This is a genomic window from Pseudomonas sp. NFACC51, from assembly GCF_900103575.1.
GTDB lineage: Bacteria > Pseudomonadota > Gammaproteobacteria > Pseudomonadales > Pseudomonadaceae > Aquipseudomonas > Aquipseudomonas fluorescens_Q.
Genome location: NZ_FMXH01000005.1, coordinates 218,291 through 238,957 on the forward strand (window position 1 = coordinate 218,291; position 20,667 = coordinate 238,957).

Annotated in this window: 20 protein-coding genes; 12 read left to right on the forward strand and 8 right to left on the reverse strand. The window is 61.4% G+C overall.

What is annotated here, in order from left to right; translation table 11 throughout:
* Positions 1 to 7 precede the first annotated feature (7 nt).
* The 4 genes from frr to rpsB all read right to left on the reverse strand — a co-directional run bounded on the left by frr (position 8) and on the right by rpsB (position 3,317).
* A complete protein-coding gene (gene frr / locus BLT00_RS12720; protein WP_063322765.1) occupies positions 8 to 565 on the reverse strand; it encodes a ribosome recycling factor in 558 nt (185 codons plus the stop codon).
* The gene (gene pyrH / locus BLT00_RS12725) at positions 562 to 1,305 is read right to left on the reverse strand and encodes a UMP kinase (protein WP_003198235.1); all 744 of its coding nucleotides are present in this window, start codon (positions 1,303 to 1,305) and stop codon (positions 562 to 564) included. The genes frr and pyrH overlap by 4 nt, the downstream gene beginning before the upstream one ends.
* 213 nt (positions 1,306 to 1,518) lie before the next feature.
* Positions 1,519 to 2,385 (reverse strand): translation elongation factor Ts, encoded by an 867-nt coding sequence (tsf, locus tag BLT00_RS12730; protein WP_092144062.1) that lies wholly within the window; start codon positions 2,383 to 2,385, stop codon positions 1,519 to 1,521.
* Positions 2,386 to 2,579: 194 nt separating this feature from the next.
* Positions 2,580 to 3,317, reverse strand: coding sequence for a 30S ribosomal protein S2 (gene rpsB, locus BLT00_RS12735; protein ID WP_003198231.1), 738 nt, complete (start codon positions 3,315 to 3,317; stop codon positions 2,580 to 2,582).
* Positions 3,318 to 3,764: 447 nt separating this feature from the next.
* Here rpsB and map point away from each other — a divergent pair, with 447 nt between their 5' ends.
* The 5 genes from map (at position 3,765) to BLT00_RS12760 (ending at position 9,370) form a co-directional block, all read left to right on the forward strand.
* A complete protein-coding gene (gene map / locus BLT00_RS12740; protein ID WP_057448350.1) occupies positions 3,765 to 4,547 on the forward strand; it encodes a type I methionyl aminopeptidase in 783 nt (260 codons plus the stop codon).
* Between the two features lie 38 nt (positions 4,548 to 4,585).
* Entirely contained in the window at positions 4,586 to 7,288 is a 2,703-nt protein-coding gene (locus BLT00_RS12745) for a [protein-PII] uridylyltransferase (RefSeq protein WP_063322767.1), read from the forward strand.
* A gap of 60 nt (positions 7,289 to 7,348) precedes the next feature.
* Positions 7,349 to 8,548, forward strand: a complete 1,200-nt coding sequence (gene dapC, locus BLT00_RS12750) for a succinyldiaminopimelate transaminase (RefSeq protein ID WP_063322768.1) — start codon at positions 7,349 to 7,351, stop codon at positions 8,546 to 8,548.
* A 167-nt stretch (positions 8,549 to 8,715) separates the two neighbouring features.
* A complete protein-coding gene (locus tag BLT00_RS12755) occupies positions 8,716 to 9,057 on the forward strand; it encodes a type II toxin-antitoxin system RelE/ParE family toxin (protein ID WP_170862084.1) in 342 nt (113 codons plus the stop codon).
* 10 nt (positions 9,058 to 9,067) lie between these two features.
* Positions 9,068 to 9,370: an XRE family transcriptional regulator gene (locus BLT00_RS12760; protein WP_057448352.1), complete on the forward strand. Its 303-nt coding sequence runs from the start codon at positions 9,068 to 9,070 to the stop codon at positions 9,368 to 9,370.
* A 227-nt stretch (positions 9,371 to 9,597) separates the two neighbouring features.
* Here the strand turns inward: BLT00_RS12760 and BLT00_RS12765 are convergent, their stop codons facing one another.
* The 3 genes from BLT00_RS12765 to BLT00_RS12775 form a co-directional block, all read right to left on the reverse strand.
* Positions 9,598 to 9,957 carry a DUF6124 family protein gene (locus BLT00_RS12765; protein ID WP_092144053.1) on the reverse strand — a complete coding sequence of 120 codons (360 nt, stop codon included), beginning with the start codon at positions 9,955 to 9,957 and terminating at the stop codon, positions 9,598 to 9,600.
* A gap of 477 nt (positions 9,958 to 10,434) precedes the next feature.
* Positions 10,435 to 12,081, reverse strand: a complete 1,647-nt coding sequence (locus tag BLT00_RS12770; protein WP_092144050.1) for a Na+/H+ antiporter — start codon at positions 12,079 to 12,081, stop codon at positions 10,435 to 10,437.
* A 183-nt stretch (positions 12,082 to 12,264) separates the two neighbouring features.
* Complete coding sequence (locus BLT00_RS12775; RefSeq protein ID WP_092144047.1) at positions 12,265 to 13,620, reverse strand: type III effector protein RopAA; 1,356 nt, start codon at positions 13,618 to 13,620, stop codon at positions 12,265 to 12,267.
* Between the two features lie 178 nt (positions 13,621 to 13,798).
* Between BLT00_RS12775 and BLT00_RS12780 the strand changes: the two genes are divergently transcribed.
* The 4 genes from BLT00_RS12780 to BLT00_RS12795 all read left to right on the forward strand — a co-directional run bounded on the left by BLT00_RS12780 (position 13,799) and on the right by BLT00_RS12795 (position 17,012).
* Positions 13,799 to 14,161 (forward strand): ArsC family reductase, encoded by a 363-nt coding sequence (locus tag BLT00_RS12780; protein WP_063322771.1) that lies wholly within the window; start codon positions 13,799 to 13,801, stop codon positions 14,159 to 14,161.
* 32 nt (positions 14,162 to 14,193) lie between these two features.
* Positions 14,194 to 15,228, forward strand: a complete 1,035-nt coding sequence (gene dapD / locus BLT00_RS12785; RefSeq protein WP_063322772.1) for a 2,3,4,5-tetrahydropyridine-2,6-dicarboxylate N-succinyltransferase — start codon at positions 14,194 to 14,196, stop codon at positions 15,226 to 15,228.
* Positions 15,229 to 15,402: 174 nt separating this feature from the next.
* A complete protein-coding gene (locus tag BLT00_RS12790; RefSeq protein ID WP_092144044.1) occupies positions 15,403 to 16,608 on the forward strand; it encodes an aminotransferase class V-fold PLP-dependent enzyme in 1,206 nt (401 codons plus the stop codon).
* Positions 16,605 to 17,012: a SufE family protein gene (locus BLT00_RS12795; protein WP_092144041.1), complete on the forward strand. Its 408-nt coding sequence runs from the start codon at positions 16,605 to 16,607 to the stop codon at positions 17,010 to 17,012. The genes BLT00_RS12790 and BLT00_RS12795 overlap by 4 nt, the downstream gene beginning before the upstream one ends.
* A gap of 126 nt (positions 17,013 to 17,138) precedes the next feature.
* Here BLT00_RS12795 and tcdA read toward each other — a convergent pair whose 3' ends face one another.
* A complete protein-coding gene (tcdA, locus tag BLT00_RS12800; protein ID WP_063322775.1) occupies positions 17,139 to 17,957 on the reverse strand; it encodes a tRNA cyclic N6-threonylcarbamoyladenosine(37) synthase TcdA in 819 nt (272 codons plus the stop codon).
* Positions 17,958 to 18,235: 278 nt separating this feature from the next.
* Here tcdA and dapE point away from each other — a divergent pair, with 278 nt between their 5' ends.
* The 3 genes from dapE to BLT00_RS12815 all read left to right on the forward strand — a co-directional run bounded on the left by dapE (position 18,236) and on the right by BLT00_RS12815 (position 20,656).
* Positions 18,236 to 19,387 carry a succinyl-diaminopimelate desuccinylase gene (gene dapE, locus BLT00_RS12805; protein WP_092144038.1) on the forward strand — a complete coding sequence of 384 codons (1,152 nt, stop codon included), beginning with the start codon at positions 18,236 to 18,238 and terminating at the stop codon, positions 19,385 to 19,387.
* A complete protein-coding gene (locus BLT00_RS12810) occupies positions 19,387 to 20,196 on the forward strand; it encodes a putative RNA methyltransferase (RefSeq protein ID WP_092144036.1) in 810 nt (269 codons plus the stop codon). The genes dapE and BLT00_RS12810 overlap by 1 nt, the downstream gene beginning before the upstream one ends.
* 82 nt (positions 20,197 to 20,278) lie before the next feature.
* Entirely contained in the window at positions 20,279 to 20,656 is a 378-nt protein-coding gene (locus tag BLT00_RS12815; protein WP_003198200.1) for a hypothetical protein, read from the forward strand.
* Positions 20,657 to 20,667 lie beyond the last annotated feature (11 nt).

Consider the following 20,667-nt stretch of genomic DNA (forward strand, 5'->3'; position numbering starts at 1 on the left):
GAGACCCTTATACGGCCATCAGGTCTTTTTCTTTCTGCGCCAAATCCGCGTCGATCTTAGCCACGTACTTCTTGGTCAGGTCGTCGATCTCGCCAGTGGCACGACGCTCTTCGTCTTCGCTGATTTCCTTTTCCTTGACCAGGTCCTTGAGCTGGCTGTTGGCATCACGACGGATGTTGCGTACGGCAACACGGGCGTCTTCAGCCACGTCACGGGCCTGTTTGGTGAAGCCCTTGCGGGTCTCTTCGGTCAGGGCCGGCATGGAGATCAGCAGCAGCTCACCCAGGTTGGTCGGGTTCAGGTTCAGACCGGCACTGCCGATGGCCTTGTCGACCGCGGCCAGCATATTGCGCTCAAAGGCCACGACCTGCAGGGTACGCGCGTCCTTGACGGTGATGTTGGCCACTTGCTTGATCGGGGTATCGGAGCCGTAGTACGGCACCATCACGCCCTCAAGGATGCTCGGGTGCGCCTGGCCGGTGCGGATGCGACCGAAGTTGTGCGCCAGGGACTCCAGGGATTTCTGCATGCGCTGTTCAGCGTCTTTCTTGATTTCGTTGATCATTGTTGAACTTCCTCGATCAGTGTTCCTTCGGCGCCGCCATGGACGATATTCAGCAGGGCACCGGGCTTGTTCATGTTAAAGACACGCAGCGGCATCTTGTGGTCGCGGCAGAGACAGATAGCCGTCAGATCCATTACCCCCAGCTTGCGATCCAGCACTTCATCGTAGGTCAGATGATCGAACTTCTCGGCATGCGGGTCCTTGAACGGGTCAGCGGTATAGACGCCATCGACCTTGGTTGCCTTGAGCACGACATCGGCATCGATCTCGATCGCTCGCAGGCAGGCGGCCGAATCCGTGGTGAAGAACGGATTACCGGTACCGGCGGCAAAAATCACCACTTCCTTGGAGTTGAGGTGGCGCATGGCTTTGCGGCGGTCGTAGTGATCGGTTACGCCAACCATGGAAATGGCCGACATCACGATGGCCGAGATATTGGCACGCTCCAGCGCGTCACGCATAGCCAGGGCATTCATCACAGTAGCCAGCATGCCCATGTGGTCGCCCGTGACCCGGTCCATGCCGGCCGCGCTCAGCGCCGCGCCGCGAAACAGGTTGCCGCCGCCGATGACCAGACCGACCTGAACGCCGATCCCGACCAGCTGGCCGACTTCCAGGGCCATGCGATCCAGCACTTTCGGATCGATCCCGAACTCTTCCGAGCCCATCAGGGCCTCGCCGCTAAGCTTGAGTAGAATGCGTTTATAGCGAGCCTGATAACCACTGCCCTGCTGAGCCATTGCGAATCTCTCCTGCGGCGTATTTTCGAAAATTCTTTGCAGGCTGTTTGCAGCCTGCGTCTACTCTAGTCTGACGCTGACACAGCGCCATCGGAACACGGCTTTGTAAGCCAGTTCCGACAGGAAACCAATAAAAATCGGCATCCCCATCCAAAAAGAGGCTGCGCGCGTTAAGCGGGCAGCCTCTTCAGGGCGACAGTTGTAAAAACCGTCTTATTGCTTGCTGGCAGCAGCTACTTGGGCAGCAACTTCTTCAGCGAAGTTGTCGACCGGCTTCTCGATGCCGTCGCCCACTTTGAAGTAGGTGAACGAAACGATTTCAGCACCGGCTTTCTTCGCCAGGTCGCCAACCTTGACTTCCGGGTTCTTGACGAAAGCCTGCTCAACCAGGCTGGCTTCGGCCAGGAACTTGGAGATACGGCCGCTGACCATTTTTTCTGCGATTTCAGCAGGCTTGCCTTTCAGCTTTTCTTCGTTCAGCTGCAGGAAAACGCCCTTCTCGCGCTCGATCGCTTCAGCCGAAACGTCCGAAGGCAGCAGGAACTCAGGGTTGGTTGCAGCAACGTGCATGGCGATGTCTTTCGCCAGCTCGGTATCGCCGCCCTTCAGGACAACCGCAACACCGATCTTGTTGCCGTGCAGGTAGGTACCGACCACGTCACCTTCAACACGAACCAGACGGCGGATGTTGACGTTTTCGCCGGTCTTGCCAACCAGGACCAGGCGCGCTTCTTCCTGAGCTTCGATCAGCGGAGCTGCGTCGGTCAGTTTGTCAGCGAAGGCTTTTTCGACGCTGGCAGCGACGAATGCCTTGAAGTCATCCTGCAGGGCCAGGAAGTCGGTCTGGGAGTTAACTTCCAGCAGAACGGCAGCCTTGCCGTCGTCCTTGATGGCGATGGCGCCTTCAGCGGCAACGTTGCCCGCTTTCTTGGCAGCCTTGATGGCGCCCGAAGCACGCATGTCATCAATGGCTTTTTCGATGTCGCCGCCAGCCTTGGTCAAGGCTTTCTTGCAGTCCATCATGCCTTCGCCGGTACGCTCGCGCAGTTCTTTGACCAACGCTGCAGTAATCTCTGCCATTTCAAAATCCTCTTGGATAGGTTTTCAACCATTCCACCCGATCGAACGGGCGATCAATTCTTCCTGGAAAACCACTGCTTATAGGCCACGGCAGGTTACAAACAGATCACTGCGCTGGCGGCAAATGGTTTTCGAGGTGGCAAAAAGGGGGCCAAGCCCCCTTTTTGCTTACTGAGTCAACGCCAGGGCGTCAATTACTCAGCGGCTGCTGCCGGAGCTTCTTCAGCGAAGACTTCGGTGCCGCCATTCACGTTGTTGCGACCACGGATAACAGCGTCAGCCATCGAACCCATGTACAGCTGGATGGCGCGGATGGCGTCATCGTTGCCTGGGATGATGTAGTCAACGCCTTCCGGGCTGCTGTTGGTATCGACAACGCCGATGACCGGGATACCCAGCTTGTTGGCTTCGGTGATCGCGATGCGCTCGTGGTCAACGTCGATCACGAACAGCGCGTCAGGCAGACCGCCCATGTCCTTGATACCGCCCAGGGAGCGGTCCAGCTTCTCAAGATCGCGAGTGCGCATCAGCGCTTCTTTCTTGGTCAGCTTGGCGAAAGTACCGTCTTCGGACTGGACTTCAAGGTCACGCAGACGCTTGATGGAAGCGCGAATGGTCTTGAAGTTGGTCAGCATGCCGCCCAACCAGCGGTGATCGACGTACGGCGAACCGCAACGTGCTGCTTCTTCAGCAACGATCTTGCCAGCGGAACGCTTGGTGCCGACGAACAGAATCTTGTTTTTGCCCTGGGCCAGGCGCTCTACGAAGGTCAGTGCTTCGTTGAACATCGGCAGGGTTTTTTCAAGGTTGATGATGTGGATCTTGTTACGCGCGCCGAAAATGTACTTGCCCATTTTCGGGTTCCAGTAACGGGTCTGGTGACCGAAGTGCACACCGGCCTTCAGCATATCGCGCATGTTGACTTGGGACATGATAGTTCCTTGATAAGTCGGGTTTGGCCTCCACGTATCCCAATGACCAACCAGCGGCTATATAAGCCAAAGGCACCCAGGTCATCGTGTCGACACGTGTGTGGATTTAAGCTTACGGGGTCATCCCCGGAAAGCGGCGCATTTTATACCACAGCAAGGGCGAAAACGGAACATGGAATCTGAAAACCTCTTGTGGCGAGGGGATTTATCCCCGCTGGGACGCGTAGCGGCCCCATACCAGGCGATTCAATCGACTTGATACACCATGCTGCCTGATTTGGGGCTGCTGCGCAGCCCAACGGGGATAAATCCCCTCACCACAGAGTTCCAGCCTGGAGAGCTCATTGTACTGATCGTCTGTTAGAATCGCGTTTTCAGGGCCGCCCGGATCCCCATCCGCCGCCCATTTCGTTTTGAACAGCGCCGTCGGGCGCAGAGAGAGCCTGTATGACCGTTACCCTCAAGACTCCCGAGGACATCGCCAAAATGCGTGTCGCCGGCAAACTCGCCGCCGATGTGCTGGAGATGATCGCCGACTACGTCAAGCCTGGCGTGACCACCGAAGAGCTGGACCGCATCTGCCATGACTACATCGTCAACGAGCAGAAAGCCATCCCGGCCCCGCTCAACTACAAAGGCTTCCCGAAGTCGATCTGCACCTCGATCAACCACGTGGTCTGCCACGGCATCCCCAACGAAAAACCGTTGAAGGATGGCGACACCCTGAACATCGACGTCACCGTCATCAAGGACGGCTTTCACGGCGACACCAGCCGCATGTTCCATGTCGGCAACGTGCCGGAGTGGGCCGAGCGCCTGTCCAAGGTCACCCAGGAATGCATGTACATGGCCATCGAACTGGTGAAGCCGGGCTGCCGCCTGGGGGACATCGGCGAAGTGATCCAGAAGCACGCGCAGAAAAACGGCTTCTCGGTGGTACGCGAATTCTGCGGCCATGGCATCGGCAAGGTGTTCCACGAAGAACCGCAGATCCTGCACTACGGCCGTGCCGGCACCGGCATGGAACTGCAGGCGGGCATGACCTTCACCATCGAGCCGATGATCAACCAGGGACGCGCCGATACCAAGGTGCTGGGCGACGGCTGGACTGCCATCACCAAGGATCGCAAGCTGTCGGCCCAGTGGGAACACACCTTGCTGGTCACCGAGACCGGATACGAGATCTTTACCCTGCGCAGCGATGACACCATCCCTCGCGTTTCCGCCTGATCCGAACCCAGCCTATAGATAGAAAGGAAAGTCATTCAATGCCGCAGGTGGATCCCGAACTCTTCGACCGCGGCCAGTTCCAGGCTGAACTGGCCCTGAAGGCAAGCCCCATCGCGGCGTTCAAGAAGGCGATCCGCCAGGCCCACGAAGTGCTCGACCAGCGCTTTCGCAACGGCCGGGACATTCGGCGGCTGATCGAGGACCGTGCCTGGTTCGTCGATAACATCCTGCAAAAAGCCTGGGAACAGTTCAACTGGAGCGAGGATGCCGACATCGCCCTGGTGGCGGTCGGCGGCTACGGGCGCGGCGAACTGCACCCCTACTCCGACATCGATCTGCTGATCCTGCTCGACAGCGCCGATCATGAAGTTTTCCGTGACTCAATCGAGCGGTTCCTGACGCTGCTGTGGGACATCGGCCTGGAAGTCGGCCAGAGCGTGCGCTCGGTGCAGGAATGCGCCGACGAGGCCCGCGCCGACCTGACGGTGATCACCAACCTGATGGAAAGCCGCACCATCGCCGGCCCCGAGCACCTGCGCCAGCGCATGCTCGATGTCACCAGCACGGCGCACATGTGGCCCAGCAAGGACTTTTTCCTGGCCAAGCGCGCCGAGCAGAAGGCCCGCCACCACAAGTACAACGACACCGAATACAACCTGGAGCCCAACGTCAAGGGCTCGCCCGGCGGGCTGCGGGACATCCAGACGATCCTATGGGTCGCCCGGCGCCAGTACGGCACGCTGAACCTGCGCGCCCTGGCCGGTGAAGGTTTCCTGGTGGAAAGCGAAAACGCCTTGCTGGCCTCGTCCCAGGAATTCCTGTGGAAGGTCCGCTACGCCCTGCACATGCTGGCCGGGCGCGCCGAAGATCGCCTGCTGTTCGACCATCAGCGCTCCATCGCCAGCCTGTTGGGTTTCGAAGGGCAGGATGCCAAGCAATCCATCGAAAACTTCATGCAGCAGTACTACCGCGTGGTGATGAGCATCGCCCAACTCAGCGAACTGATCATCCAGCACTTCGAGGAAGTCATCCTCGCCCCCGAAGACGAAGAACCGCCGCAGCCGATCAATTCACGTTTCCAACTGCACGACGGCTACATCGAGGCGCGCAACGCCAATGTATTCCGTCGCACGCCGTTCGCCATGCTGGAAATCTTCGTGCTCATGGCCCAGCAACCGGAAATCAAGGGTGTACGCGCCGACACCATTCGCTTGCTGCGAGAAAACCGTCACCTGATCGATGAAGATTTCCGTCACGACATCCGCAACACCAGCCTGTTCATCGAGTTGTTCAAGTGCAAGATCGGCGTGCATCGCAACCTGCGGCGCATGAACCGCTACGGGATTCTCGGGCGTTATCTGCCGGAGTTCGGTTTCATCGTTGGGCAAATGCAGCACGACCTGTTCCACATCTATACGGTCGATGCCCACACCCTGAACCTGATCAAGCACCTGCGTAAGCTCCAGTACACCCAGGTGTCGGAGAAATTCCCGCTGGCCAGCAAGCTCATGGCCAAGTTGCCCAAGCCCGAACTGATCTACATGGCAGGGCTGTATCACGACATCGGCAAGGGTCGTCAAGGCGATCACTCCGAGATTGGCGCGGTGGATGCCGAGGCTTTCTGCCAGCGCCATCAACTGCCGCTGTGGGACAGCCGACTGATCGTCTGGCTGGTGCAGAACCACCTGATGATGTCCACCACCGCCCAGCGCAAGGATTTGTCCGACCCGCAGGTGATCCACGACTTCGCCCAGATCGTCGGCGATGAAACGCGCCTGGACTATCTCTACGTGCTGACTGTGGCCGACATCAACGCCACCAACCCAAGCCTGTGGAACTCCTGGCGCGCCAGCCTGTTGCGCCAGCTCTACACCGAGACCAAGCGCGCCTTGCGCCGCGGCCTGGAAAACCCCGTGGATCGCGAAGAGCAGATCCGTCGCACCCAAAGCGCAGCCCTGGACATCCTGGTGCGCGGTGGCACCGACCCGGACGACGTCGAGCAGCTCTGGTCGCAATTGGGCGATGACTACTTCCTGCGCCATACCGCCGGCGACGTGGCCTGGCACAGCGATGCGATCCTGCAGCAACCGGCCGATGGCGGGCCGCTGGTGCTGATCAAGGAAACCACCCAGCGCGAGTTCGAGGGCGGCACGCAGATCTTCATCTACGCCCCGGACCAGCACGACTTCTTCGCCGTGACCGTGGCAGCGATGGACCAGCTCAACCTCAACATCCATGACGCCCGGGTCATTACCTCGAGCAGCCAGTTCACCCTCGACACCTACATCGTGCTCGACACCGACGGCGACTCGATTGGCGACAACCCGGCGCGGGTCAAGCAGATTCGCGATGGCCTGACCGAAGCCCTGCGCAACCCGGCGGACTACCCGACCATCATCCAGCGCCGGGTGCCGCGCCAGCTCAAGCATTTTGCGTTTGCCCCACAGGTGACGATCCACAACGACGCCCAGCGCCAGGTCACCGTCCTGGAACTCAGCGCCCCGGACCGCCCGGGCCTGCTGGCGCGAATCGGCCATATTTTCCTGGAGTTCGACCTGTCGCTGCAAAACGCGAAGATCGCCACCCTCGGCGAACGGGTGGAAGACGTCTTCTTCATCACCGACGCACATAACCAGCCGCTGTCCGATCCGCAGCTGTGCAGCCGCTTGCAGGAAGCGATCGTGCAGCATTTGAGCGTCAACCAGGAACCCGATGCTCACATGACACGTATCAGCATCTGAACGAACAAATTCCCCCTGTGGGAGCGGGCTTGCTCGCTCCCACATTGAACGAGGCCCTTGATGAACAACGCTTTGAACCAGTTGCAGCCCTACCCGTTCGAAAAGCTCCGCGCCTTGCTTGGCAGCGTCACGCCCAACCCGGACAAGCGCCCGATCGCCCTGTCCATCGGCGAACCCAAGCATCGCTCGCCCAGCTTCGTGGCTGAAGCCCTGGCCAGCAATCTGGAAAAAATGGCCGTGTACCCGACCACCCTCGGCATCCCGGAACTGCGTGAAGCCATCACTGGCTGGTGCGAGCGTCGCTTCAACGTGCCGAACGGCTGGCTGGACCCGGCGCGCCACGTGCTGCCGGTCAATGGCACCCGTGAAGCCTTGTTCGCCTTCACCCAGACCGTGGTCAACCGTGGCGACGATGCCCTGGTGGTCAGCCCGAACCCGTTCTACCAGATCTACGAAGGCGCGGCGTTCCTGGCCGGGGCCAAGCCGCACTACCTGCCGTGCCTGGACGAAAACGGCTTCAATCCGGATTTCGATGCCGTCTCACCCGACATCTGGAAGCGCTGCCAGATCCTGTTCCTGTGCTCCCCTGGCAACCCGACCGGCGCGCTGATCCCGGTGGACGTGCTGAAAAAACTCATCGCCCTGGCTGACGAACATGACTTTGTCATCGCGGCGGACGAGTGCTACAGCGAACTGTACTTCGACGAACAGACCCCGCCGCCGGGGCTGCTCAGCGCCTGCGTCGAACTCGGTCGCAAGGATTTCAAGCGCTGCGTGGTGTTCCACAGCCTGTCCAAGCGCTCCAACCTGCCAGGCTTGCGCTCCGGTTTCGTCGCAGGCGACGCGGACATCCTCAAGGGTTTCCTGCTGTACCGCACCTACCACGGCTGCGCCATGCCGGTTCAGACCCAACTGGCGAGCATCGCGGCGTGGAACGACGAAGTCCATGTACGGGCCAACCGTGCGCTGTACCGGGAAAAATTCGACGCAGTGCTGGAAATCCTCAGCCCGGTGCTGGACGTGCAGCGTCCCGATGGCAGTTTCTACCTGTGGCCAAACGTGGCCGGCGATGATGCAGCGTTCTGCCGCGACCTGTTCGAACAGGAACACGTGACCGTGGTGCCGGGTTCCTACCTGTCCCGCGAAGTGGATGGCGTCAACCCGGGTGCCGGGCGCGTGCGCATGGCCCTGGTCGCGCCGCTAGCTGAATGCGTGGAAGCGGCGGAGCGGATTCGCGCGTTTATCCAGCGTCGGGGTTGATGGCTGTATCGGACTGAAGTGGACCGCTGTTGTGGCGAGGGAGCTTGCTCCCGCTGGGCTGCGCAGCGGCCCCAACAGCAACATCCGTACCGACCACCACCTCCCCCTGTACAAATCCTCAGTGATGCCTGGGTTGCGCAATGCACCTATTTCGGTACACTTCATTCATGGTTGATATTGCCCCAATACTGAACGTACGTTTTTTCCGCACAGACGCTGGGAATGAACCCGTTCGCGAATGGTTGACTGACCTGCCTCGCGAGCACAGACGGATGATCGGGACCGACATCAAGACTGTTCAGATTGGTTGGCCAATAGGTATGCCGGTGGTTCGCAAACTGGACACCGGGCTGTGGGAGGTCAGGATTGACCTTGGAGATACCATTGCCCGTGTTCTCTTCACCGTGGTGGGCTCCGATATGGTTCTACTCCACGGTTTCATCAAGAAAAGTCAAAAAACGCCAGCCACCGACATGGCAACCGCCAAGCAGCGCAAAGCAAGATTATGAGGTACCGCAAATGAACAAGCATATTGGATCGGATTTTGACGATTTCCTCGCCGAGCAAGGCATCGCCGAAGAAGTTTCCGCCGCTGCGCTCAAACGCGTTATTGCCTGGCAGATTGCCGAAGCCATGAAGCTTCAGAAAGTGACCAAAAAGGCCTTGGCACAACGGATGCACACCAGTCGCACCGCTGTTGATCGTGCGCTGGATCAGAACGATGCAGGAATGACGCTGGCAACGCTTGCCAGCGCGGCGCGTGCGCTGGGTCAGAGGGTGGAAGTACGGTTGGTGCCTGAGCAGGAAGAGGCTCACGCATAAATGCTGTTGTGGCGAGGGGATTTATCCCCGCTGGGCTGCGAAGCGGCCCCAAAGCAGTCCACTCAATTTACCTGACACACAGGGTTGTCAGGTTTTGGGGGCGCTTCGCGCCCCAGCGGGAGCAAGCTCCCTCGCCACAGGGGCTTGGTGTCGATTGGCATATTTGTGAACGACACAAATCCCCTGTGGGAGCGAGCTTGCTCGCGATGAGGCCGGCGCTTATTGCATCAAGTCCGCAGCTCTACCCGATCCAAAGCCTTGTTCGCCAACAACGTCCCCAACTCGATCATCTGCGCCACCCCCAACGCCACATGCCTCCGCGAGCCGTCCAGGTCAAACGCCAGGTCGCTGAGCATCGCGTTGGCCGAAGCCAGGGTTTCGCTGAGGTTGGCCAATAAGGCTTCGGTATCGACACTGTCCACCACCGTGAACATCTGCGCCGAGGGCTTGGGGGCTGACTCGCTATCGTCAGGCTTGAGGTAATGATCCAGCGCACGATCAGCGGCTTCTTGCAGCTTTTCGGGGGCGTAGTCGCCGTAGGGGAACGTGGAGGCTGGCTTTGGAGGATTCGGTGTCTCTTTGATCATGTCATTGCTCCTAGGGGAATTAGAAGCCGCCACCGAGTCTTCTCACGGACTGGAGGGTGGCAGCCGTACGCGGGGTGAGAATCCGAGTCCCTAGAAGCCCGGCCATGCCGAAGCATGCCCGCGCACGGCCGCCATAACACAATGCCCAGACGAAAAGCGCCTGCACTTTATATGGTCGGCGCCTGCGCGCCTACTAGGGGAAATCGGATTCTCACGTCCGATCGCTGATTTGGCAGCGACACCCAAAGGCTAGAGCCCTCGCTTCCGACGGACAACCTTAAAAACTTGTCGGAAACTTCGGTGCGTCTGACAGACCACCATCCCTGTGGCGAGGGAGCTTGCTCCCGCTGGGCTGCGCAGCGGCCCCAAAGCGGTCAACTCAATTTACCTGACATACCGGGCTGTCAGTTTTTGGGTGCGCTTCGCGCCCCAGCGGGAGCAAGCTCCCTCGCCACAATTAGCTTTGCGCAATGGCCTCTATTTCCCCAACCCCAAATTCGCCTCCGCCAGATCCAACTCCCCCAGCACCTCACGCAGCACATCATCGCCAATTTGGTGATGACGACTCAGACGATATAACTCCAGCCGCTGCGCCCGAAAAGCCTTCAAGCGCAGCCGGCGTTCCAGCAGGTCCATTTCGAACGCCAGCGCCTGGGCTTCGGCGGAGTCGTTGAACACGTCCAACTGATGACGATACTCGGACATCAACCGCGCCTTGACCTCGGCCGCCAGCGCCGCCTGGGCGGCATCCGGCGTACTGGCAGGCTCGGTCGGTTCCTCCACTTCCAGCGCATGGATCGCCGCTTCAGCGGTCTTGCGCCAAGCATCGCGGACCTCGGTGCGACGTTTGTCATCGGGGCTCCTCTCGATGCCCCGTAGCAACAATGGCAAGGCGATGCACGCCGCGATCAACGACAACAGAATCACGCCGGCAGCAATGAAGATCAGCAAGTCCCGCTCGGGAAATGCCTCGCCGGCGCCCAACAGCAACGGCACCGACAGTACGCCCGCCAGCGTCACCGCACCGCGCACCCCGCCGAAGGTCAACAGCCAGCAGGAACGTGCGTTCGGCACCAGGATCAGCTCACCCTTGCCACGCCAACGGCGCAACAGCCCCGACAGACGCCAGATGCTTTGCACCCAGACAAACCGCAGCACCAGCAACACCAGGAAAATCGCCACCACCTCCACGCAGCGGTAGAACAGCGTTGGCCACAGCGTCGTCTCGTGGCTGGTCACCGCCTTGATGATGTCCGGCAGTTGCAAGCCCAGCAGCAGGAAGATCAAGCCATTGAAGGCAAACTCCAACAGCGACCAGACACTGCGATTGAGCAGCCGCGTGCCGGTCTGGCGCGGCAGCAGGTCGAGCCAGCTCTGCATCATCCCCGCTGCCACCGCCGAGAGAATCCCCGAGGCGCCCAAGCGCTCAGCCAGCACATAGGCCGCGAACGGCAGCAGCAACATGAACACCACATGGGTAGCCGGGTCGTCCCAGCCCCGGGCAATCATCCAGGCCCGCAGCCGCCCCAACAACCAGCTCAAGGCCACGCCGACCAACAGGCCGCCAACCGCCACCAGCACGAATGTCAGGCTCGCGCCCGCCAGGGAAAATACCCCGGTGATAGCCGCCGCCAAGGCGAACTTGAAGGTCACCAGGCCCGACGCATCGTTCATCAGCGCCTCGCCCTGGAGCATGTGCATCAGCGGCCCGGGCAAACGGTCCCGGGCAATCGCCGAGACCGCCACGGCGTCGGTCGGTGACAGGACAGCCGCCAGGGCGAAGGCCACCGGCAGCGGGATACTCGGCAGCAGCCAATGAATGAAATAGCCGGCGCCCACCACCGTGAACAACACCAGGCCCACCGCCAACGTCAGGATCGGCCCTCGCAGTCGCCACAACTCGCGCTTGGGCATCCGCCAGCCGTCGGAGAACAGCAACGGTGGCAGGAAGAGAAACAGGAACAGTTCGGGATCGAGGGCCACGTGCAAGCCCAGGGACGGCCAGGCCAGCAGCGCACCCGCGCCGATCTGCACCAGGGGCAACGGGAATGGGACCAACCGTCCGAGCAGGCGCGAAACGCCCACCAGCATCAACAGGATCAGGACGGTATAGGCGCTTTGCATAACGGACTTCCAATGACAGCCATATACATCTGCGGCAACCGCTGGCCGGTGAAGTGCCATATTAACTGCCAAGGTGAACCGTTGCCGTTGCACATTGGTCGCACCTCAGCGGCATCAATGCGCAGTCGTCCCTTAGCCGCTCCTAACCTCCACGCGGCAGGAGCGACCGCGGATTATCGGAAGCTAAACAGCTCGCTCAGCGGCACTGAGCGTTGAGCGGGCCGAGACAAAATCGACGTCGTCACCCTCATTGTCGCTATCTTCCCCGATCTGTTCGGCCGTCGACATTTCGACCAAGGGCAACATTCCCTGCAGCTCATCTGGATGAGCGGGACCGGCGGATAGCCTGTCCAATGCGGCAGAGGCCTTGTCCGCCAACGGCTGGGTCATCACTCCCGTTGTCACCCAGGCGGCGAGCACCGGGGCCATCGTGGCTGTAACCGTCGCCTTACCAGCCGCCGCAACACCCGCAGGCGAAATCCCGGCGCTCCTGGCTGCGTTGACAGCGGCGGTCTGCGCCATACCGATCGCAGTAATACCACCGGCCAACGCTCCGAGACCACTGACCAAACCTGTCGGCGTAACCAAGGCTTGCAGCGATTTGCTGCCATCACGCATCGCGTCCAGCGGCAGGCTGCCGACTCGCTTCGCAATGCCCATCGCAGCACTCCCTACGCCATAATTCTTGAGGTCTTTGTAACGCTGATGCCAGTCTTGACGCCCCAACAGGTATTCCGGGCCAATCCGGTGTTTCGATTTATCGATGGAATGTTGCAGGTCATAGGCAGCCATGCCTGAAAGCGGAGAACCGACGGCAGCTATCACAGAGTCCACCTTGCTGCCCGTTTGCGCATCAACGGTCTTCGTCACGGCGGGTTGGATGACCGTGCGCAACACGTTTCGCGCGGAGAAGGTCTGGAAAGTCAGGCTGCCTTCAATAGCCTGAGTCGTCAGGCTCGGCTTCACCGCCTGGGCGGCTTCCTGCATGACCGGCTCCAGATCGGCATTTTCGGCCACCAGCCACTGGGTGTCGCTGGTGGCGCGCTTGATCAGGCCATTGCCGACCGTGTCGGCGGCGCTGCTGACCAGGCCGGCAATCGCCGACAGCGCCAACGGCGCGGTAATCGAGCCATTGCCGGTCACCGCCGGGGCGAAGTCCAGCGCGATGGACGCCGCGCCGAAGGGAACCGAACGAAGGAATCCAACGGTGTCATGGGCTGCGCGATCCAGCCGCGAGCCTTTGGTCAGCACGGCATCGACGCTTTCCGCGGTTTCCCCGTCATTGGCCAAGGTACGTGAACGATCGTCGATCAGCGCTTCGAAGGCCTCGCGATTGGCACCGTTTATATGCGGCTCGAATACCCGGGTGAGCTGGGCCTTGATTGCACCAGTCCGATTTGCCAGGTCCTGTGCAGCCGTGACAGGGCCGATCGGGATGGATGCAGCGGTCCCGGTAGTCGATGTCGTTGAATGGGACGGGAGCGTCTCTTCAGTCTGAAGCGTCAGTGGATGGGGCGGTGTCAGGGAGATGGAATCCATGGGCGGGTCTCATGTGCGAAAAAAAGTGCCGGGTTTACCTGTGCTGTGTGGTCACCTCTTTCCTATCGGTTCCGCCTCGTCCGATCCGTCGCGACAGTCAAGGCACTGAAAGGAACGACGTGGCATAATCGTCCGCTGATTTTCAGGACGATACCGGGAACGTTTTGGGGGAGCATTCATGCCCAAGGAAAACAAGCACTTACAGCTTTTCGGCATCAAAGCCTGCGATACGATGAAAAAAGCGCGTACCTGGCTCGATGAGCACGCTGTACGCTACGACTTTCACGATTACAAGACCGCCGGCATCGACCGTGAGCACCTGACCCAATGGTGCAACGAGCATGGCTGGCAAGTGGTGTTGAACCGTGCCGGTACGACCTTTCGCAAACTCGACGACGAACGCAAAGCCGATCTCGACCAGACGAAAGCCATCGAACTGATGCTCGCCCAACCCTCGATGATCAAGCGCCCGGTGCTCGATCTCGGTGACCGAACCCTGATTGGCTTCAAGCCAGATATCTATGCGGCAGAAATCAAGTAAACCTGCCCAGTCCATTTTGTAGAGGTAATTTCATGTCCACTACCCTGTTCAGCCTGGCCTTCGGTGTCGGCACTCAAAACCGTCAAGGCGCCTGGCTGGAAGTGTTCTACGCACAGCCATTGCTCAACCCGTCGGCTGACATCATCAAGGCCATCGCGCCGATCCTCGGCTACAGCGAAGGCAACCAGGCCATCACCTTCACCACCACCCAGGCCTCGCAACTGGCTGAAGCCCTCAAGGGCGTCGATGCCGCACAGGCTGCCCTGCTGACCCGCCTGGCTGAAAGCCACAAGCCGCTGGTCGCCACCCTGCTGGCCGAAGATGCCCAACTGAGCTCCACGCCTGAGGCTTACCTCAAGCTGCACCTGCTGTCCCATCGCCTGGTCAAGCCCCACGGCCTGAACCTGGCTGGCATCTTCCCTCTGCTGCCGAACGTGGCCTGGACCAGCCAAGGCGCGATCGACCTGGCCGAACTGGCCGAGCACCAGCTCGAAGCCCGCCTGCGTGGCGAACTGCTGGAAGTGTTCTCGGTGGACAAGTTCCCGAAAATGACCGACTACGTGGTCCCGGCCGGCGTGCGTATCGCCGATGCCGCGCGGATCCGCCTGGGCGCCTACGTGGGCGAAGGCACCACCGTGATGCACGAAGGTTTCGTCAACTTCAACGCCGGCACCGAAGGCCCGGGCATGATCGAAGGCCGCGTATCGGCGGGTGTGTTCGTCGGCAAGGGCTCGGACCTGGGCGGCGGTTGCTCCACCATGGGCACCCTGTCGGGCGGCGGCAACATCGTGATCAAGGTCGGCGAAGGCTGCCTGATCGGCGCCAACGCCGGCATCGGTATCCCGCTGGGCGACCGCAACACCGTGGAGTCGGGCCTGTATGTGACCGCCGGCACCAAAGTGAAGCTGCTGGACGAAAACAACCAACTGGTCAAAGTGGTCAAGGCCCGCGACCTGGCTGGCCAGCCCGACCTGTTGTTCCGCCGCAATTCCGAGACCGGCGCGGTGGAATGCAAGACGCACAAGTCGGCCATCGAGCTGAACGAAGCACTGCACGCTCACAACTAAGCGTCACACCACCACCTGTGGGAGCGAGCCTTTGTGGGAGCTGAGCTTGCTCGCGATGAACGATGACGCGGTCTTGCAGTTGAACCGTGTCGCTGCCATCGCGAGCAAGCTTGGCTCCCACAAAAAAAGCCCGCTCCCACAGGGTCCGGCGTCATTCCAGCAGGGCCCGAAAGCATGTTGATTCCCTCCCCCTGGCGCACCGACTTCCCGGCCATCGCCGCCCTGCAACGGCAAGGCCAGACCTACCTGGACAGCGCCGCCACCACGCAAAAACCTCAAGCACTGCTGGACGCCCTGACGCATTACTACGCCAACGGCGCGGCCAACGTGCACCGTGCGCAACATTTGCCGGGGGCCCATGCCACCCAGGCGTTCGAGGACAGCCGCCTCAAGGCTTCGCAATGGCTCAATGCCGGAAACTGCGGGCAGGTGGTCTTCACCCACGGCGCGACTTCGGCGCTGAATCTGCTGGCCTACGGGCTGGAACATTTATTCAACCCGGGCGACGAGATCGTCATCAGCGCCCTGGAACACCACGCCAACCTGCTGCCGTGGCAGCAATTGGCCGAGCGTCGTTCGTTGACCCTGGTGGTGTTGCCACTGGACGCCGACGGGGTGATCGACCCTGGCGCCGCCGCCGAACTGATCGGCCCGCGTACGCGCTTGCTGGCGGTGAGCCAGTTATCCAATGTGCTGGGGGCCTGGCAACCGGTGCCGGCGCTGCTGGCGCTGGCCAAGGCCCAAGGCGCGTTGACGGTGATCGACGGCGCCCAAGGCGTGGTCCATGGTCGCCATGACGTGGAGGCACTGGGCTGCGACTTTTATGTGTTTTCCAGCCACAAACTTTACGGCCCCGACGGGCTGGGCGTGCTGTTTGGCCGCACCGAAGCCCTTGGCAACCTGCGTCATTGGCAATTCGGCGGCGAAATGGTGCAACAGGCCGATTACCACAGCGCCACCTTCCGCCCGGCGCCGCTGGGCTTCGAAGCCGGCACGCCGCCAATTGCCAGCGTGATCGGGCTGGGGGCAACCCTGGATTACCTGTCCGACCTCGATCCGCAGGCGGTCATCGACCACGAGGCGGCGCTGCACGACTACCTGCTCCATGGCCTGCGGGCCCGCAACGGCGTGCGCCTGGTGGGCAACCCGCGCCTGGCCTTGGTCAGCTTCGTGGTCGAAGGCATCCACAACGCCGACTTGGCCCACCTGCTGACCGAGCAAGGCATCGCCGTGCGCGCCGGGCATCACTGCGCCATGCCGCTGTTCAAGCACCTGAAACTGTCCGGGGCGATCCGCGTGTCGCTGGCGCTGTACAACGACTCCGCCGACATCGAACGCTTCTTCGACGCCCTCGACCAGGCCTTGGAGATGTTGCGATGAACCTGCCCGCCGAGGCTGCCACAGCGCTGCAGATTTTCCAGGACGCGTCAGGTTGGGAACAACGGGCCCGGCTGCTGATGCAATGGGGCGAGCGTTTGCCGCCCCTGAGCGACGAGGACAAGTGCGAAGCCAACCTTGTTCACGGCTGTGAAAGCCAGGTGTGGTTGGTGGGTCGCTTGCACGACGGGCACTGGCAGTTTTCCGCCAGCAGCGATGCGCGGTTGATCCGTGGGCTGGTGGCGTTGCTGCTGGCGCGGGTCAACGGGTTGTCCGCCGAGGCGTTGCAGCAGGTGGATCTACCAGATTGGTTCAACCGGCTGGGATTGTCGCGGCAGCTGTCGCCGTCCCGTAGCAATGGCTTGAATGCGGTGTTGAAGCGGATGTTTGAGTTGACCCGCCAATGATTGTGGCGAGGGAGCTTGCTCCCGCTCGGCTGCGAAGCAGCCGCCTTGGATTCAGCATGATTGACGCCGCCAATGGGGGGCCGCTTCGCGGCCCAGCGGGAGCAAGCTCCCTCGCCACAAAAGCGCTCACTGCCCAGGCTTGACCCTGTCAGCCGGTCGCCGCACTCCGGCCACAATCTTATCCACAGCCTTGGTCGCCGCGACCATGCCAAACGTCGCCGTGACCATCATCACCGCGCCAAACCCACCGGCGCAGTCGAGCTTGACGCCGTCGCCGACAAAACTTTTCTGCAGGCAAATGCTGCCGTCCGGTTTCGGGTAGCGCAGTTGTTCGGTGGAGAACACGCAAGGCACGCTGTAGTGGCGGGTCACGGTGCGGGAAAAGCCGTAGTCGCGGCGCAAGGTGGAACGTACCTTGGAGGCCAGTGGATCGTTGAACGTGCGGTTCAAGTCGCAGACCTGGATCAGCGTCGGGTCGATCTGCCCGCCCGCGCCACCGGTGGTGATGATCTGGATCTTGCGGCGCTTGCACCAGGCGATCAGCGCAGCCTTGGCGTTGACGCTGTCGATGCAGTCGATCACGCAGTCAATGTTCGGTGTGATGTATTCGGCCATGGTGTCGCGGGTGACAAAGTCGGCCACCGCATGCACCGTGCAATCGGGGTTGATCCCGCGCAGCCGCTCGGCCATGACCTCGACCTTGGGCTTGCCGACGGTGCTGTCCAGTGCGTGCAACTGACGGTTGGCGTTGCTGACGCAAACATCGTCCAGGTCGAATAGCGAGATCTCGCCCACGCCGCAACGGGCGATGGCTTCCGCCGCCCAGGAGCCGACACCGCCCACCCCGACAATTGCCACATGGGCCGCCCGCAGGCGCGCCAGGCCTTCGATGCCATATAAACGGGCGATGCCGGCAAACCGTGGATCTTCTGTACTCATGACCATTACCCCAAAAACCGGCGCGCATTATAGGGCTTTGCTGGAGCAAATTAAGCAAAACCTCTGTGGGAGCGAGCTTGCTCGCGATGGCGGTGTATCAGTCGACATCGATGCTGGCTGATCTGACGCCATCGCGAGCAAGCTCGCTCCCACAGGTTTTGTGTTCCACCTGTCCCGCACCAGGGGCCCATGGTGGTCGTTTTGCTATAAGATAACTGCCATTTTGCGCGAGCCTGCCCGCGCCTGTACAAGCCTTGCGTCCATTCTATATTTCCGGAGCTTCCATGACGGCCCACGCCGACCTCTCGCCGACCCTGCAACTCGCCTGCGATCTGATCCGCCGTCCGTCCGTGACGCCGGTGGATGCCGATTGCCAGAAACTGATGATGCAGCGCCTGGGCAACGCAGGCTTTACGCTCGAACCGATGCGCATCGAGGATGTGGATAACTTCTGGGCCAGCCACGGCAAGCATGACGGCCCGGTGCTGTGCTTCGCCGGGCACACCGACGTGGTGCCGACCGGTCCGGTGCAGGCCTGGCAGCTCGACCCGTTCGATGCGGTCATCGACGAGCATGGCATGCTCTGCGGTCGTGGCGCGGCGGACATGAAAGGCAGCCTGGCGGCGATGGTCGTGGCAGCCGAACGGTTCGTCGCCGACTACCCGGACCACAAGGGCTCGCTGACCTTCCTGATCACCAGCGATGAAGAAGGCCCGGCCCACCACGGCACCAAGGCCGTGATCGAGCGCCTCAAGGCCCGTCAGGAACGACTGGACTGGTGCATCGTCGGCGAACCGTCGAGCACCACGCTGGTGGGCGACGTGGTCAAGAATGGCCGGCGCGGTTCCCTCGGCGCGAAGTTGACCGTGCGCGGCAAACAAGGCCACGTGGCTTATCCACACCTGGCGAAAAACCCGATCCACCTGGCCGCTCCAGCGTTGGCAGAATTGGCCGCCGAGCATTGGGACCACGGCAACGACTTCTTCCCGCCCACCAGTTTCCAGATCTCCAACCTCAACGCCGGCACCGGCGCGACCAACGTGATCCCCGGTGACCTGGTGGCGGTGTTCAACTTCCGTTTCTCCACCGAATCCACCGTCGAAGGCCTGCAACAGCGCGTCGCCGACATCCTCGACAAGCACCAGTTGGACTGGCACATCGACTGGGCGCTGTCTGGCCTGCCGTTCCTCACCGAACCCGGTGCGCTGCTCGACGCCGTATCGTCGAGCATCAAGGACGTTACCGGCCGGGAGACCCAGGCGTCCACCAGCGGCGGCACGTCCGACGGTCGCTTCATCGCCACCATGGGTACGCAAGTGGTGGAACTGGGGCCGGTCAACGCGACCATCCACCAGGTCAACGAACGCGTACTGGCCGCCGATCTCGACGTACTGACCGAGATCTACTACAAGACGCTGATCAAGTTGCTCGCCTGATGCTCGCCTGCCCTATTTGCAGTGAACCGCTGAACGCGGTGGACAACGGCGTGGTGTGCCCGGCCGGCCACCGCTTCGACCGCGCGCGGCAGGGTTACCTGAACCTGCTGCCGGTGCAGCACAAGAACAGCCGCGACCCCGGCGACAACCAGGCGATGGTCGAAGCCCGGCGCAACTTCCTCAACGCCGGGCATTACGCCCCGGTCGCCCGGCGCCTGGCGGAACTGGCCGCCGAACGCGCGCCCGGACGCTGGCTGGATATTGGTTGTGGCGAGGGCTACTACACCGCGCAGATCGCTGAAGCGTTGCCCAACGCCGATGGCTATGCCCTGGACATTTCCCGAGAAGCGGTCAAGCGCGCCTGCAAACGCAATCCGCAGCTGACCTGGTTGATCGCCAGCATGGCCCGGGTGCCGCTGGCGGACGGCTGCTGCCAGTTCCTGGCCAGCGTGTTCAGTCCGCTGGACTGGCAGGAGGCCAAGCGCTTGCTCAGCCCCGGCGGCGGCCTGATGAAAGTCGGCCCCACCGCCGGCCACCTGATGGAATTGCGCGAGCGCCTGTACGACGAAGTGCGCGAATACATCGACGACAAGCACCTGGCCCTGGTGCCGCCGGGCATGGTGCTGGATCACAGTGAAACCCTCGAATTCAAGCTGACGCTCGCCAATGGCCAGGACCGCGCCAATCTGCTGGCCATGACGCCCCACGGCTGGCGCGCCAGTGCCGAACGCCGTGCCAGCGTGATCGAGCAGGCCGAGCCGTTCCAGGTCACGGTGTCGATGCGCTACGATTATTTCGTTCTTCAATAACCTTTTGATTCCGGGCCCGGGCAACCGCTCGGGCCCCGTTAAATCCGCGAATGGATTTTTCAAGACCGCAGCGAGGATATCCATGCGCCAACCCGATATCGAGATTTACCTCAAAGACGCCGACGTCGACCACAAGGCCATCGCCGCCTGGCTCGGCCAGGCCCTGGGCCCGTGCAGCGACTGGGTCCAGAAAGGCCAGACCTACAAGTGCAAGGCCGGCAACATCCCGGTGACCTGGCTGCCCAAGGCCGTGGGCAAATGGAACAGCCTGTACCTGGAAAGTGACCAGACCCCGTGGGAAGACGACATCGCCTGCGCCCGCGCCGCCTTCGCCGCACTGAACGTCGAAGTGCGCTGCGCGCCTGGGTCATGGGTCGAGGAAGAAGGCGAGGAATCGGCGGATCGCTGGATTCGCATCAGTGCCGACGGGGAAGAAGAGATTACCTGGAAGACGGCGTGACGCTGACTTCC